Annotated in this window: 10 protein-coding genes; 5 read left to right on the top strand and 5 right to left on the bottom strand. The window is 63.4% G+C overall.

Features of this window, described 5'->3' with window-relative positions; genetic code table 11:
* Positions 1 to 421: 421 nt before the first annotated feature.
* Complete coding sequence (locus CK501_RS11300; protein ID WP_095617832.1) at positions 422 to 964, bottom strand: gamma carbonic anhydrase family protein; 543 nt, start codon at positions 962 to 964, stop codon at positions 422 to 424.
* A 2-nt stretch (positions 965 to 966) separates the two neighbouring features.
* The gene (locus CK501_RS11295) at positions 967 to 1,551 is read right to left on the bottom strand and encodes a CoA pyrophosphatase (RefSeq protein WP_095617831.1); all 585 of its coding nucleotides are present in this window, start codon (positions 1,549 to 1,551) and stop codon (positions 967 to 969) included.
* Between the two features lie 132 nt (positions 1,552 to 1,683).
* On the opposite strand from CK501_RS11295, the gene CK501_RS11290 reads away from it, so the two are divergent.
* Complete coding sequence (locus CK501_RS11290) at positions 1,684 to 2,238, top strand: NUDIX hydrolase (RefSeq protein WP_095617830.1); 555 nt, start codon at positions 1,684 to 1,686, stop codon at positions 2,236 to 2,238.
* Between the two features lie 4 nt (positions 2,239 to 2,242).
* On the opposite strand, the gene CK501_RS11285 is transcribed toward CK501_RS11290, so the two are convergent.
* Together CK501_RS11285 and purL are read right to left on the bottom strand one after the other, a co-directional pair.
* The gene (locus tag CK501_RS11285; protein ID WP_095617829.1) at positions 2,243 to 2,554 is read right to left on the bottom strand and encodes a Nif3-like dinuclear metal center hexameric protein; all 312 of its coding nucleotides are present in this window, start codon (positions 2,552 to 2,554) and stop codon (positions 2,243 to 2,245) included.
* A gap of 256 nt (positions 2,555 to 2,810) precedes the next feature.
* Positions 2,811 to 6,713: a phosphoribosylformylglycinamidine synthase gene (purL, locus tag CK501_RS11280; protein WP_095617828.1), complete on the bottom strand. Its 3,903-nt coding sequence runs from the start codon at positions 6,711 to 6,713 to the stop codon at positions 2,811 to 2,813.
* 182 nt (positions 6,714 to 6,895) lie between these two features.
* Between purL and mltF the strand changes: the two genes are divergently transcribed.
* Complete coding sequence (gene mltF / locus CK501_RS11275) at positions 6,896 to 8,425, top strand: membrane-bound lytic murein transglycosylase MltF (protein ID WP_158223103.1); 1,530 nt, start codon at positions 6,896 to 6,898, stop codon at positions 8,423 to 8,425.
* Between the two features lie 5 nt (positions 8,426 to 8,430).
* On the opposite strand, the gene CK501_RS11270 is transcribed toward mltF, so the two are convergent.
* Positions 8,431 to 8,898 carry a regulatory protein RecX gene (locus CK501_RS11270; protein WP_095617826.1) on the bottom strand — a complete coding sequence of 156 codons (468 nt, stop codon included), beginning with the start codon at positions 8,896 to 8,898 and terminating at the stop codon, positions 8,431 to 8,433.
* Positions 8,899 to 9,014: 116 nt separating this feature from the next.
* Between CK501_RS11270 and CK501_RS11265 the strand changes: the two genes are divergently transcribed.
* The 3 genes from CK501_RS11265 to CK501_RS11255 all read left to right on the top strand — a co-directional run bounded on the left by CK501_RS11265 (position 9,015) and on the right by CK501_RS11255 (position 15,119).
* Positions 9,015 to 11,480 (top strand): DUF349 domain-containing protein, encoded by a 2,466-nt coding sequence (locus tag CK501_RS11265; protein ID WP_095617825.1) that lies wholly within the window; start codon positions 9,015 to 9,017, stop codon positions 11,478 to 11,480.
* 262 nt (positions 11,481 to 11,742) lie between these two features.
* Positions 11,743 to 12,951 carry an acetyl-CoA C-acetyltransferase gene (locus CK501_RS11260; RefSeq protein ID WP_095617824.1) on the top strand — a complete coding sequence of 403 codons (1,209 nt, stop codon included), beginning with the start codon at positions 11,743 to 11,745 and terminating at the stop codon, positions 12,949 to 12,951.
* Between the two features lie 17 nt (positions 12,952 to 12,968).
* Positions 12,969 to 15,119, top strand: a complete 2,151-nt coding sequence (locus tag CK501_RS11255; RefSeq protein ID WP_095617823.1) for a 3-hydroxyacyl-CoA dehydrogenase NAD-binding domain-containing protein — start codon at positions 12,969 to 12,971, stop codon at positions 15,117 to 15,119.
* Positions 15,120 to 15,172 lie beyond the last annotated feature (53 nt).

Genomic DNA, 15,172 nt, shown 5'->3' with positions numbered 1-15,172 from the left:
TGCATGTGTTAGGCCTGCCGCCAGCGTTCAATCTGAGCCATGATCAAACTCTTCAGTTTAAATCATTCCGATGGCGAACCATCGTTATACAAGCTCAAAGACCGCACTCGAATCAACGAGCACTGACTTTGATGATCGCACCGACCACCACAGCCAGCGCCCACACAAATAACCTGACCCCATTGTTAAAGAACCTCAGAAGGCGTTAAGCCCCTGATTGGAAAAACAAAATTCTAAAGCATTTCAGAATTTTGTCAATCCCCGGAACAACTCATCTGCGCCCGAAAGCGCCGCCGCTGTGGGCCGTTGCCCCGAAAGAGATGCGTATTCTACACCCTGCGCCGTGAGCGTCAACACGTTTTAAAGCTCCCCTGGCACAGTGTTTCGGTTTCCACGTATCCAGGTGTAACAAGGGCTTTCTTCAGCCCTGATCGCCGGCCCCGAATGCCGCCTTCAGCGCGGTTCGATAGCGCTCCGCATTCTCCACGTAATGCGCCGCGCTGTATTCCAGCATGGCCTTGTGCTCGTCACTCAGGGTGCGCTTGATGACGCCGGGCGAGCCCACAACCATGGAACCATCCGGCACCTCCATACCTTCCGGGATCAGCGTATTCGCTCCGATCAGGCAGTACCTGCCAATGCGCGCCCGGTTCAGGACCACCGCATTGATACCGATCAGGCTGTAATCCCCCACGTCACAGCCGTGAAGCATGGCCTGGTGGCCCACCGTAACGCCACGACCCAGCGTGAGCGGCAGGGATGGATCAGTATGGAGCACGGCCCCATCCTGCACATTACTGTCCTCGCCGATGGTCATCAGGTCATTGTCGCCGCGGATAACGGCGTTGAACCAGACGCTGCTGCGGGCCTCAAGCAGAACAGAGCCAATAATGGTGGCGTTGTCGGCGATAAAGTGACCGTCGCCGCGGATTTCAGGCCGGCGGTCTTCCAGTTCGTAGATCATTCTCACCCCTCGCGTGGTGGCTTTGTTATATCAATGGCGGCATCAAAGGCCATGTTCAGGCATTCCACCAGAATGATGGCGGACAGACCCCAGATGTCATGCTCCTGCCAGCGGTAACACGGCACGTACAGGCGCCAGTCGTGGAAACTGATCTCATCCGTGCGGCTGCGACGGTCATCCAGAAGCCACCGCACGGGCACCTGGAAAACGGTTTCCACCTCTCCCGGTTCGGCGCAATAGGGATAGGTTTCCGGAACGAGCCCCACATAGGGCGTCACCAGAATACCGTGACGGGAGACCACCTGGCTCAGTTCGCCCAGCAGCTCCACCCGTTCGGGAGGCAACCCCACCTCTTCATGGGTTTCACGCAGCGCTGTGGCTTCAGGCCCTGCATCCGCCTCACTGGCCATGCCGCCGGGAAACGCGACCTGACCGCTGTGGGGTCCATTGCGGGCGGCCCGGCGCGTCAGAACAATCTCCGGATCCCGCGCGTTCGTAATGGGAACCAGCACACTGGCGCGCGGATAGGCCAGCGGCAGCGCCCTGGGTCGATACTGGCTGAACCGTTGCAGAAGATCCTGTTTCAAAGGTGTGACCCCGAGTTCCCGATCGTATTCGACATTATGAGATAATACGGGTGGCCGCAATGGCCGCCGAATCAACCAGTGGCGCCGGCCCGCCGAAAAGGGTCGGAAACAGAGGATGGCCAGGAGACGGGCATGCAGTACTGCAGCAGCTGCGGGGCAAACGTGGAGTTCCGGATTCCCGAAGGTGATGACCGGGAGCGCCACGTGTGCCACAACTGCGGCACGATTCACTATATCAACCCACGGATCGTGGCGGGGACGATTCCGGTCTGGGAAGACCGGATCCTGCTGTGCCGGCGCGCGATCGAGCCCCGCTATGGGTTCTGGACGCTACCGGCGGGATTCATGGAGAACGGCGAGACCACCACGGAAGCCGCGATCCGTGAAACCCTCGAGGAGGCCGAGGCCCGCGTGGAACTGGACGGCCTCTACACCGTCCTCAACGTGCCGCACATCGACCAGGTGCACATGTACTTCCGTGCCCGCCTGATCGATGGCCAGTTCGGAGCCGGCGCGGAATCACTGGAAACAGCCCTCTTCCGGGAAAGCGAGATTCCGTGGGAAGAGCTCGCCTTCCCCACTGTCACCGAGAGCCTGAACCGCTACTTCCGGGACCGCAACGCCGCGGATGCCCAATACGGCGTGGTGGTGGATGACATCCGGAGACGCCTCGAGCGCAACGGCTGAGCGCTCAGAAGTCCTCCATCCGATAGACCTCGTAGGCCGGCTCCTCGTAGGGGTGCCCGGCCTTCATGGCCCTGATGACGGCACGGATCAGGTCCTCCTCGCAGACCAGCTCAACCCGATACTCAGGAACCGTCTCAATCTGCCCCTGATGACCGAGAAACGGCTGGCTGCCATCCATGGGACGGAACTGCCCCTGCCCCTTCGTCTGCCAGCAGCAGCTGTCATAGTTCCCGATCCGACCACCGCCAGCGGCAAAGACCGCGGTCTTGGTCTGCTCCAGATAACCCTCCGGAACGAAGAAACAGATCTTGTACATACGTGCCTCCCGAGAGCCCTGAAAGTTAACCACAGAATCTGTGGAAAACTCTGTGAACAATTTATGGGAACAGCCTCTGAAACCGCTCAGTGACGGGCTCAGCCTCTCATTGATGAGATTTTCACCGAAACTCGATACTTCTTTAATTTCAGATAGTTACAAACTTTGAGTATTTATTCGGCAGTTCAATTCAGCTTGCTATCCAAACCCGCCTGAACTGATACCCCAATGTGAATAACGATGCTGTGTCAAGACCTTAACCGACCCATTTACGGGCATTCCGGAACAATCTGAGCCAGGCGCCATCCTCACCCCAGTCATCCGGATGCCAGCTGCACTGAACCGAGCGGAATACCCGTTCCGGATGGGGCATCATGATGGTCGTCCGACCATCTTCGGAACAGAGCCCGGTAACCCCTTCCGGAGAGCCGTTGGGGTTATGCGGATAGTGTTCCGTCGGGCGCCCGTAATGGTCAGCGTACCGCAGAGCCACCTGGCTGCCTTCCCGGAGCCCCTGCAGATCCGAGCCGTTGCGGAACTCGGCCATGCCCTCGCCGTGGGCCACCGCAATGGGCAGCCGTGAGCCCGCCATGCCCTGGAAAAAGGCGGAGCGGGATTCCGGCACTTCCACCATAACGGTGCGCGCCTCAAACTGTTCCGAGCGGTTGCGCACAAAACGCGGCCAGTGCTCGGTTCCGGGAATCAGCTCCCGCAGCTCCGCCAGCATCTGGCAGCCATTACAGACCCCCAGCGAGAGCGTATCCCCGCGCTCGAAGAACGCCTGGAACTGGGCCCGGGCACGCTGATTGAACAGGATGGACTTGGCCCAGCCGCCGCCGGCCCCGAGCACATCACCGAAGGAGAAGCCGCCGCAGGCCACCATCACGTGGAACTCGTCCAGGGTCATCCGGCCGGAGAGGATGTCGCTCATGTGCACATCCACCGTATTGAACCCGGCCCGGTCGAAGGCCGCCGCCATCTCCACCTGGCCATTGACGCCCTGCTCCCGCAGCACGGCCACGGAAGGCCGCGCCCCGGTGTTCACCAGCGGCGCGGTGATGTCCTCGCCGGGATCAAAGCTGAGATCGACATGGAGGCCGGGATCGGCATCATCCGCCAGTGTCTCGAACTCCTCATCGGCACAGGCACTGTTGTCCCGGATCGCCTGCATGCGATAGCTGGTCTCGGCCCATTTCTGCGCCAGTTCCGCGCGGCCACGGTCAATAAGCGCTTCGCCCTGGAAACTGAAGCTCAGCCTCTGGTCCGAAGCCGGGGCCCCGATCATGGCGATATGGCTGGAAAGCCCGGCTTCCTCCATGGCCGCCAGTACCGCACTCACATTGTCGCGCGCCACCTGGATCACCGCGCCGAGCTCCTCGTTGAACAGCTCGCGCACCAGATGGCTGCTGTCTTCCAGCAGTGAATCCAGCGTGATCCGGAGACCAGTGCGGCCGGCAAAGGCCATCTCGCATAGCGTAGTGAACAGGCCACCATCAGAGCGGTCATGGTAAGCCAGCAGCAGCCCACGGCGGTTCAGGGACTGGATCGTCTCGAAGAAGCCCCGCAGCTGTTCCGGCTTCTCCACGTCCGGCGCCACCGCGCCCATGGCGCCATAGGCCTGCGCCAGGGCCGAGCCGCCCAGCCGGTTCCGGCCCTCACCCAGATCGATCATGATGAGTTCGGTAGGGCCCTGGTCGGTCCGCAGCTCCGGCGTCAGCGTTCTACGGACGTCATCCACCGGCGCAAAGCCCGTGGTCACCAGGGACAGGGGCGAGGTGACGCTGCGCGATTCGCCCTCCTGTGACCAGACCGTCTTCATGGAAAGCGAATCCTTGCCCACGGGGATCGTGATTCCCAGCTTCGGGCACAGATCCATGCCGACGGCGCGCGCCGTCTCGTAAAGGTTCTCATCCTCGCCGGGGTGACCTGCGGGAGCCATCCAGTTGGCGGACAGGCTGATCCGGGTAATATCCCCGATGGGCGCGGCCGCCAGGTTGGTCAGGGTCTCGCCCACCGCCAGGCGCCCGGAAGCCGGCGCGTTGATGCAGGCCACCGGCGGCCGCTCGCCCATGGCCATGGCCTCACCGGTGTAGCCCTCGAAACTGCTGGCAGTCACCGCCACGTCTGCCACCGGCACCTGCCAGCGCCCGACCATCTGGTCACGGGCCACCTGGCCGGTAATGGAACGGTCACCAATGGTGATCAGGAAACTCTTGGACGCCACAGCGGGAATCCGTAGCACCCGGTCAATAGCCTCGTCCGGGTTCAGCGCTTCACTGTTGAACACCGGCTTGGTGAAGCTGGCCCGCTTCACGTCACGGTGCATGCGCGGCGGCTTGCCGAACAGCACCTGCATGGGCAGGTCCACGGCATTGTTGTCGAAATAGGCATCATGGACAGCCAGATGCGGCTCTTCCACGGCATCGCCGACCACCGCGTAGGGGCAGCGTTCCCGACGGCAGATGGCATCGAACCGATCCAGATCGTCTGCCGCCACGGCCAGCACATACCGCTCCTGGGCCTCGTTGCACCAGATCTCCAGTGGCGACATGCCGGGTTCCGCATTGGGCACTTCACGCAGCTCGAACCGGCCGCCGCAGCCGCCGTCCTTCACCAGCTCAGGCAGGGCATTGGAGAGCCCACCGGCGCCCACGTCATGGATGAACGCGATGGGATTGCCCTCGCCCATCTGCCAGCAGCGGTCAATCACTTCCTGGCAGCGGCGCTGCATCTCAGGGTTCTCACGCTGGACGGATGCAAAGTCCAGGTCTTCCGCACTGGCCCCGGAATCCATGGAGGAAGCGGCACCGCCACCGAGCCCGATCAGCATGGACGGGCCACCCATCACGATCAGCCGTGACCCGGTCGGAATCGCATCCTTGTGGACATGGTCCTCGCGGATGTTGCCGAGACCGCCGGCGATCATGATGGGCTTGTGATAGCCGCGGTACTCCACCCCGTTCACACCCGGCACCTTCTGTTCAAAGGTGCGGAAATACCCGGTCAGGTTCGGGCGGCCGAACTCATTGTTGAAGGCCGCGCCCCCAACGGGACCGTCCAGCATGATCGACAGCGGCGAAGCCATGCGCCCGGGCCGGCCGGGACTGTCTTCCCATGGCTGCTCGAAACCGGGAATCTGAAGGTTCGAGGTGGTGAAGCCGGTCAGCCCCGCCTTGGGCTTGCCTCCCAGGCCGGTCGCGCCCTCGTCCCGGATCTCACCACCAGACCCCGTGGCCGCGCCCGGATGCGGCGAGATGGCCGTGGGATGGTTGTGGGTCTCAACCTTGGCCAGGATGTGGATCGGTTCACTGTGATAGCGGTACCGCTGGGAGGAAGGATCCGGATAGAACCGCTGACCCTGAGCGCCCTCAATCACCGCCGCATTGTCCCGATAGGCGGACAGTACCCCATTGCCACCCACCTCGTGGGTATTGCGGATCATGTCGAACAGCGAGCGATCCTGCTCCACGCCGTCAATGGACCAGGAGGCATTGAAGATCTTGTGGCGGCAGTGCTCCGAGTTCGCCTGGGCGAACATCATCAGTTCCACGTCCGTGGGATCACGCTCCAGGCCGGCGAAAGACTCAGCCAGGTAATCGATCTCATCCTCCGCCAGAGCCAGCCCGAGGCGTTCATTGGCCTCCGCCAGCGCGGCACGGCCTTCCGCCTGCACCGGCACGGCCTCCAGCGGCTTGGGCGCCTCCTCGTCGAACAGCAGCTCCGCGCCGGCCATTTCATGGAAGACCCTTTCGGTCATACGGTCGTGAAGCAGCGCCGCCAGCGACTCGCGTTCAGCCAGTTCCAGCTTGCGGTCGGCGCGCAGGTAAAAGGCAATGCCGCGCTCAACCCGGCGGACCTTCGTCAGACCGCAGTTGTGCACGATGTCCGTGGCCTTGCTGGACCATGGCGAAATCGTGCCGGGCCGCGGCACCACCAGGAAAAGCACCCCGTCCACTGCCTCTACCTGGGCCCTGGGCCCGTAGGTCAGCAGACGGTTGAGGACATCCAGGCCACTGCTGTCGAGCTCGGCTTCCAGGTCCACAAAGTGCATGAATTCAGCGTAGAGTGACTCGATGGCGGGGCAGGTCGCCTGCACCCGCTGCATCAGCCGTTCTCTGCGAAAGGCGGAAAGGGCCGGAGCGCCGCGAAGTTCCAGCATGGGTCTATGAGCCTCGTTGATGGGCCGGGATTCAGGTAGGTTCTGAGGAGCGCGTATCATACTCAAATCGAAAGACAGGATACAGGGGCAAATCACGGATGATCGGTTGTGACAGGGCCATCAAACCATGTCCGTTTTTTAACGTAGAATAGAGTATGTTTCCATCTTTGCCGGACGGAACAATGCGCAGCAGTAAACCCAAGCGCCCGGGGCTCACACCCGGTCTGGCAGTACGTCTGGCGGCACCGGCCATCCTGGCGCTGGTGCTCACGGCCTGCTCCCAGCCCACCACGCTGGACCGCATCAACCAGGAGGGCGTCCTCCATGTGGTGATGCATCCCGCCTCCACGGTCTATTACGAGGAGAACGGCGAACCCTCGGGGTTTGAATACGAACTGGTTCGGCGTTTCGCCGATTCGCTGGGCGTGGAACTGCGCGTGGAGGTGGTGGATGACTTTCCCGAACTCTATCAGCGCCTGGACGAACACCACACCCACCTGGCTGCCTCGGGCCTGGCGCTGACCCCGGAACTCCGCCGTCGTTACCGCCATGGACCGGTCTACGACCGGAGCCGGCCGGTCGTTGTCTACAACGCGGAGGTCGATCGTCCCCAGGCACCGTCGGATCTGATCGGCATGGATGTCGCGGTGCGCGCCGGCAGCGCCGCCGAGCAGCAGCTGGAACGGATCCGCGGGACCCTGCCGGAGCTGGCCTGGCAGTCGGAAAGCAACCAGGATCCCACTGAGCTCCTTCACCGGGTCAACAAGGGTGAACTGGATGCCATCGTGATCAACAGCCGTGAACTGGAAAACAACCAGGTTTTCTTTTCCAGTGTGAGGGACGGCCTGGCACTGAGCAGCCCCCGCCCGGTGGGATGGCTGTTGCCCCCGGAAGGCGATGGCTCCCTCATGCAGGCAGCCCGCGACTATTTCCGGGAGATCCGCGCCAACGGCACACAGGCCCAGCTTGAGGAACGATTCTTCGGCCACCTGGACCGCCTGGATTACGTCGGCGCGAAGACCTTTACCACCCACCTGGAAAACCGGCTGCCGGACTACCGCAAGACCTTCGAAGAAGCCGCTAGCGCCCATGACCTGGACTGGCGCCTTCTGGCCGCCATCGGGTATCAGGAATCCCACTGGGAACCGCGGGCGGTCTCGCCCACCGGCGTGCGAGGCCTGATGATGCTGACCCTGGATACGGCGGCCCTGATTGGCGTCAAGAACCGGCTGGACCCGGAGGCCTCCATCTGGGGCGGCGCCCGTTTCTTCCGGCGCCTGCACAACCGCATCCCCGACAACATCACCGAGCCGGACAGGACCTGGTTCGCGCTGGCCGCCTACAACGTCGGTTACGGCCACCTCCAGGACGCCCGCCGCCTGGCCCGCAGGGACGGCAGCAACCCCGACCGCTGGCTGGACGTCAAGGAATACCTGCCGCTGCTGGCCCAGCGCAAGTACTACACCCAGACACGCTACGGCTACGCCCGCGGCTATGAACCCGTGCTCTACACCCAGAACATCCGCCGCTACTACGACGTCCTGAAGTGGATGTTCCCGGATGAGGACACCACCATGGCGGTAACCGAAAACGGCGTGGAATCCCCTCTGGAGGAGCCCGGGGATCAGCCCTCCCGGCCCCGGAAAACCAGGGAGCAGACGGCATCCGGCGACCAGCGCCGGGAGCTGCGCCGCGCCTCCCCCCTCCTCTAGCGGTCTCAGTCCGGGGGCAGTCCGTCATCCGGTGTCATGGCCAGCGCCTTCTCGATGTGCGAGCGGCTGTACCCCCTCTGCGCCAGGAAACGCCCCTGTCGCCCCTTCTCCTTCCAGTCCGCCGGCGCCTCGGGCCCGAAACGCTTCTGGCGCTGTTGCTGCGCCATACTCACCCAGTCATCCTCCGCCAGGGCCGTCAGCGCCTGGCTGTCCCCGCTGACACCTCTCTGCTCCAGCTCGGAGCGGATCCGCAGTGGCCCGTAACCCGTCTCGATCCGCTGCCGGCTGAAGGACTCCGCAAACCGTTCGTCGCTCTGCCATCCCTCACCGGCCAGCTCATCCAGAACCTCCGCCAGCAGCTCCCCATTCTCCGCTGCCCTCTCCAGCTTGCGCCAGAGCTCCAGCCGGCTGTGTTCCCGCCGCGCCAGAAGCTTCATCGCCCGCTCCCTGAGGTACTGCCTGTCATCACTCATATCACCACCCGCCGCCGATAGGCTGACGCCATTTCTGTGTGCTAATTTTAACGACCTGATTCCAATCACCCGCCCGGCCTGCCGGGTGGGCTTTTTCGGCACAAAGGACACTCATCATGGCCGGCTTTCTGAAACAGTTCTTCAAACCCAGGCAACCCACAAGCGCCGCCGCACAATCGGAGCCACAGGCCAGCACGGCGACACCGGAACGCCCGGCCCCGGACCCCGATATCGTAGCCAAAGCCACCACCACCGGCGAGCTCGAAACACTGGCGACCCAGGGTGAAACCGCCGCCATCCGCCGTGAAGCCATTGGTCGCATCCAGGACACCGAGGCGCTGGAGCGCATCAGCCGCGCCCTCAAGGGCCGGGACAAGGGCGCCTTCCAGGCCGCACGCCGCAAACTGCGGGAACAGCGTGAGCAGGCCGAGGCCGAAGAAGCGCGCCAGGCTGACATAGAACGGATCCTCCAGGACATCGAGGAACTGGCCACCACCCAGGATACCAAGCTCTACCAGGCCCGGCTCGACGCCCTCGTCAGCCGCTGGGGCAGTATCAGCGGCACAACCGAAAGTGCCCAGACACAACGCTACGAAGCCAGCCTCGCCCGATGCCGGGAGCGGGCACAGGCCATCGCCGACGAGGAAGCCCAGGCCCGGGCCGAACAGGAACAGGCGCAGGAGCAGCAGGGTGCGGTGGAGACCCTGGCGGCCACGGCTGAGCAGCTTGCCTCGGCATGGCCCGAAGAAGGAGCCAGCCTTTCCTCACTGGACGCCATGATCAAGACCCAGCGCAACCGCTGGGAGCAGGCCACCGCCAACCGGACGCCCGACGCCGAGCTGAAAACGCGCTTTGAGCGCCTGATGGCGCAACTGGAAGCCTACTATCAGGCACTCAGTGCCTGGCAGCAGCACGAAGCGCAGCTGGAGCAGGCCCTGCAGGAAAAGGACACCGAGACAATCGAGGCCACCCTGGCTGCCGTCAACTGGCCCGAAGGCTTCCCTGCGCCGCCGGCGCTGGCCCGGGCGCGCAAACACCGGGATGGGCAAACCCGGTCCAGCAGTGAACCACAGCAGGAAGCACCCAGGGTGGACACCGGTGAGCTCGGCCGCACCCTGGACGCCCTGGAACAGAGCCTGGAACAGCAACAGCTCAAGCCCTCCAGGGAGCACTTCCGGGAGGCCCAGAAGCTTCAGGACCAGCTGCCGGAAAAGGAAGCCCGCCAGCACCAGGCCCGCATCACCCGGCTCGGCCGTCAGCTCCAGGAGCTGCGGGACTGGCTCGGTTTTGCCGCCCGGCCCAAGCTGGAATCGCTGTGCGAGCAGATGGAATACCTGGCCGACCAGCCCATGGAACCCGAAGCCAAGGCGGAACACATCCAGGATCTGCAGCAGCAGTGGTATGACCTGGGCGGCACACCCGACCAGCAGCTGTGGCAGCGCTTCAAGGACGCCACGGACCGCGCCTACGAGCCGTGCCACCAGTACTTCAATGAGAAGAAACGCCTCAAGGAAGCGAACCTTGAGAAACGCCAGTACATTGTAGGGCAGCTCCAGGAATTCGTGGATAACCTTGACTGGGCCGGCTGTGACTACAAGGCCGTCGACCGCATCCAGCGCACCGCGCGGCGTGAGTGGAGCGACGCCAAGCCAGTGGATTACCGCGCCAACCGCCCGCTCCAGAAACAGTTTGACCGGTTGATCAAGGCCCTGAACGCAGGCCTTGAGGCCGAACGTGAACGCAATGATGCCCTCAAGCGCGATGTCGTGGAGCGGGCCGAAGCCCTGATCGAACACGACCCCCTGCGCGAGGCGACGGAAGGTGCCAAGGCGCTGCAGAAGGAGTGGGAAGCCATCGGCATCACCCACCAGCAGGAAGACCGCCGTCTCTGGAAGGCGTTCCGCGCGGCCTGTGACCAGATCTTCGCGCGGCTCAGCGAGCAGCGGGAGGCCCGTGAGGAAGCCTTCAATGCGGCCGCCGAGGAAGCTGAAAGCCTGATCCGTCAGCTCCAGGACATTGATCCCACGGAGGTCGAGCCGGCTGAACTGGAGGCTTTCCGTAAAGCTTTCCGGGCACTGGAACTGCCCCGCGACCGCGCCGGCGCCCTGGCCGACCGGTTCAACAAGGCCATGGACGGCGTCCAGCAGCAGCAGATGAGCGCCCTGCGGGCCCAGCGTTACCAGCAGTGGCTTGCCGCCCTTGACCAGCACCAATCGGGTGAAACACCTGGTCCTGAAAGCTTCCGTCACCCCCCGATGCCGCTGGAACAGGCAACCCAGGAGTCGGACACGCCCAGCCAGGCCCGCGCCCTGTGCATCCGTGTCGAGATCGTATCCGGCGCCGCCACGCCGCCGGAGGACCAGGCCCAGCGCATGGCCCTGCAGGTCAGCCGGCTCAATGAAGGGATGAAGAGCGAACAGAGCCTGGAATCCCAGGAGGATGAGCTGGACAGTCTGCTGGCCACCTGGTGCGAGCTGGATGCGGCTGACGGCCTGACACCGGAACACTACCAGCGCCTGCGGGAGGCCCTGAAACACTGGTTCCTGCGCAGTAGCGGTGATGAAGCTTCACAGCAGACGTGAGCGCATCCGCCAATGGTTTTGATGGGTGGCGCCATTAACCCATGGGCGGGGTGCCGCTATCGTGCCTTTGGACTTTGACACAAGCATGACAGCGGATTGCTGGGTGATAGGTGGGGAGTGCTTTCCGGGAATCGCCACAAGTACATCCGTGTAGGCTGCGCGGTGGCCATCCATGGCCACCGAGCTTCCCTCCAAGCACTCCCCACCTATCACCCTCCTGGTTTACAGCTGAATCAAACCCCAACAGCACAGAGACTCTGAAATGACGGAAGAAGCCTACATTTTCGATGCCGTGCGCACACCGCGCGGCCGGGGCAAGGCCGATGGTGCCCTGCACGAGGTCAAGCCGGTCACCCTGCTCGGCCAGACCCTGACGGCCCTGCAGCAGCGAACCGACCTGGATACCAGCCTGGTTGATGACATTGTCATGGGCTGCGTGACCCCCATCGGTGAACAGGGAGCGGACATTGCCAAGACCGCTGCGCTGGCGGTGGATTGGGACGAACGCGTCGCCGGGGTGCAGCTTAATCGCTTCTGCGCCTCGGGGCTCGAAGCCGTGAATCTGGCGGCGATGAAGGTGCGGTCGGGGTTTGAGGATCTGGTCGTCGCCGGTGGCGTCGAGTCCATGTCCCGCGTGCCCATGGGCTCGGACGGCGGCGCCTGGGCTACGGACCCGGAAACCAACCTGCACACAGGCTTCATGCCCCAGGGCATCGGTGCGGACCTGATCGCGACGATTGAAGGCTTCTCCCGGCGGGATGTGGACGATTTTGCAGCCGAATCCCAGCGCAAAGCCGCAGAGGCCTGGGAGAAAGGGTACTTCAGCAAGTCCGTGGTACCGGTTCGTGACAGGAACGGCCTGGTTATCCTGGATCGGGACCAGCACGTGCGCCCCGGCACGACTGCCGAGGCACTGGGCCAGCTGAAGCCCTCCTTCCAGCAGATGGGTGAGATGGGCTTCGATGGCGTGGCCCGCGAGAAATACCACTACGTGGAGAAGATCAACCACGTGCATACCCCCGGCAACTCTTCCGGCATCGTCGATGGCGCCACCGCCATGCTGATCGGCAGTGAAGCCCGGGGTAAGCAGCTTGGCCTGAAACCGAGGGCGAAGATCATCTCCACCGCGGTGACCAGCACCGACCCCACCATCATGCTCACCGGCCCGGCTCCGGCCTCGCGCAAGGCGCTTGAAAAGGCCGGGATGACACCGGACCAGATCGACCTTTTCGAGGTGAACGAGGCGTTCGCGGCTGTGGTGATGCGTTTCCAGCGCGAACTCAATGTCCCGGACGAGAAAGTCAACGTGAATGGCGGCGCCATTGCCATGGGCCACCCGCTCGGAGCCACCGGCGCCATGATCCTCGGCACCCTGCTCGACGAGCTTGAGCGCCGGGACCAGCGCTTCGGCCTCGCCACGCTCTGCGTCGGCGGCGGCATGGGCATCGCCACCATTATTGAACGGGTTTGAAGGGCAGGAATAACACCATGACGGCAATCCAGTACGACATCGACAATGACGGCATCCTGACCCTGACCATCGACATGCCGGGGCAGTCCGCCAACACCATGAATTCCGACTTCCGCGAGGCGCTCACCGCGACCGTCCAGAAGGTCGAAGGCGACTCGGAGAAGATCAACGGCATTATCATCACCTCCGCCAAGGACACCTTCTTCGCCGGCGGCGACCTGAATGAACTGATCCAGGTCACCAACGACACCGCGGAGGAATTCTTTAATACCATCCTTTCGCTCAAGGCCCAGATGCGCAAGCTTGAGACCCTGGGCAAGCCCGTGGTCGCGGCGATGAACGGCACCGCCCTGGGCGGCGGCTACGAGCTCTGCCTGGCAAGCCACCGGCGCATTGTTCTCGATGACCCGGGCATCAGGATCGGCCTTCCGGAAGTCACCCTGGGGCTGCTGCCCGGCGGTGGCGCCTGTGTCCGCCTGCCCCGCCTGATTGGGTTGGAGAAGGCGTTCCCCTACCTGATGGAAGGCAAGCAGATCGACCCACAGACGGCGCTGAAAGAAAGCATGGTCGACGAGCTGGCGTCCTCGAAGGAAGAGTTGCTTCAGAAAGCGCGCGAGTGGATCAAGGCCAACCCGGAGAGCAAGCAGCCCTGGGACCAGAAAGGCTTCAAAATCCCCGGCGGCGGCCCCAGCCACCCGGCCATGGCCCAGCGCCTGGCCATCGCCCCGGCCATGCTCAAGGAAAAGACCAAGGGCTGCTATCCGGCCCCGGAGCGCATCATGTCGGCGGCCGTGGAAGGCGCCAGCGTGGACGTGGACACTGCTGATCGCATTGAGGCCCGGTATTTCACCGAGATCACCTGCAGCCCGATTGCCAAGAACATGATCCAGACCTTCTGGTTCGGCCTGAACGCCATCAAGGCGGGCGGCAGCCGGCCGGATGCGCCGGAAAAATCGAAGGTCAAGAAGGTGGGCATTCTCGGTGCCGGCATGATGGGCGCGGGCATCGCCTACGTCAGTGCCAACCGGGGCATTGAGGTGGTTCTGAAGGATGTCTCCAGCGAGAACGCCGAGAAGGGCAAGGCCTACTCGGACAAGCTCCTCGCCAAGAAGGTCTCGCGTGGCCAGCTGGACGAGGCGGGCAAACAGAAGGTGCTCGATCGGATCAAGGCCACTGAAAATGCCGACGACCTGGCCGGCTGCGACCTGATCATCGAAGCGGTGTTCGAGGACAGCGACCTGAAGGCAAAGGTCACCCAGGAAGCGGAACCACACCTGGCCGAGGGCGGCATTTTCGCCTCCAACACCTCCACCATTCCCATCACCCAGCTCGCCAGGGCCTCCGCCAACGCGCAGAAGTTCATCGGCCTGCACTTCTTCTCCCCCGTGGACAAGATGCCCCTGGTCGAGATCATCAAGGGTGAGCAGACCGACGACGAGACCCTGGCCAGGGCCTTCGACTACGTCATGCAGATCAACAAGACGCCCATCGTGGTCAACGACAGCCGGGGCTTCTTCACGTCGCGGGTGTTCGGCACCTTCGTGAACGAGGGCATCACCCTGCTCTCAGAGGGCTTCCACCCCGCCTCCGTTGAGAACGCTGGCCTGCTTGCCGGCATGCCCGTGGGGCCACTGGCCATCTGTGACGAGGTGAGCCTGACGCTGACCCAGCACATCAGGGACCAGTCGAAGAAGGATACCGAAGCGGCAGGCGGCACCTGGGACCCACATCCGGCCGAGGCGGTGATCGATGCCATGGTTGACCAGCACGGTCGCAAGGGCAAGGCCGCCGGCGCTGGCTTCTACGAATACCCGGAAAACGGCAGGAAATACCTCTGGCCGGAGCTGGAAGCCCTCTACGTGGATCAGGACAAGGCCCGCAACGCGGACCTGACCCTGCTCAAGGAGCGGCTGCTGTTCATCCAGGCCATCGAGACGGTGCGCTGTCTTGAGGAGAACGTGCTGATGGAGGTGCGTGACGCCAACATAGGCTCCATCTTCGGCATCGGCTTTGCCGCCTGGAGCGGTGGCGCCCTGCAGTACATCAACCAGTACGGGCTGCAGGCGTTCACCGAGCGTGCGGATGAGCTGGCGGGCCGTTTCGGCGAGCGTTTCCGGCCACCGGAGCTGCTGCGCGAGCATGCCGCGAAGCGCCAGTCTTTCGAATGAGCCACACCCCGACCAGTTCCGGCTGGTCGGGCCCCTTTCCCTCCCCTACACTT

Source organism: Halovibrio salipaludis (assembly GCF_002286965.1).
In the GTDB taxonomy this organism is placed as follows: Bacteria; Pseudomonadota; Gammaproteobacteria; order Pseudomonadales; family Oleiphilaceae; genus Halospina; species Halospina salipaludis.
The sequence above is the reverse complement of the archived record's forward strand: the minus strand, read 5'-3'. Positions and strand labels throughout refer to the sequence as shown.

Excerpts from the sequence above, each read along its gene's own strand:
- CK501_RS11290 (WP_095617830.1), top strand. The coding sequence starts at position 1,684 with ATGCAGTACTGCAGCAGCTGCGGGGCAAACGTGGAGTTCCGGATTCCC.
- CK501_RS11285 (WP_095617829.1), bottom strand. The coding sequence starts at position 2,554 with ATGTACAAGATCTGTTTCTTCGTTCCGGAGGGTTATCTGGAGCAGACC.
- CK501_RS11300 (WP_095617832.1), bottom strand. The coding sequence starts at position 964 with ATGATCTACGAACTGGAAGACCGCCGGCCTGAAATCCGCGGCGACGGT.
- CK501_RS11255 (WP_095617823.1), top strand. The coding sequence starts at position 12,969 with ATGACGGCAATCCAGTACGACATCGACAATGACGGCATCCTGACCCTG.
- purL (WP_095617828.1), bottom strand. The coding sequence starts at position 6,713 with ATGCTGGAACTTCGCGGCGCTCCGGCCCTTTCCGCCTTTCGCAGAGAA.
- mltF (WP_158223103.1), top strand. The coding sequence starts at position 6,896 with ATGCGCAGCAGTAAACCCAAGCGCCCGGGGCTCACACCCGGTCTGGCA.
- CK501_RS11270 (WP_095617826.1), bottom strand. The coding sequence starts at position 8,898 with ATGAGTGATGACAGGCAGTACCTCAGGGAGCGGGCGATGAAGCTTCTG.
- CK501_RS11265 (WP_095617825.1), top strand. The coding sequence starts at position 9,015 with ATGGCCGGCTTTCTGAAACAGTTCTTCAAACCCAGGCAACCCACAAGC.
- CK501_RS11260 (WP_095617824.1), top strand. The coding sequence starts at position 11,743 with ATGACGGAAGAAGCCTACATTTTCGATGCCGTGCGCACACCGCGCGGC.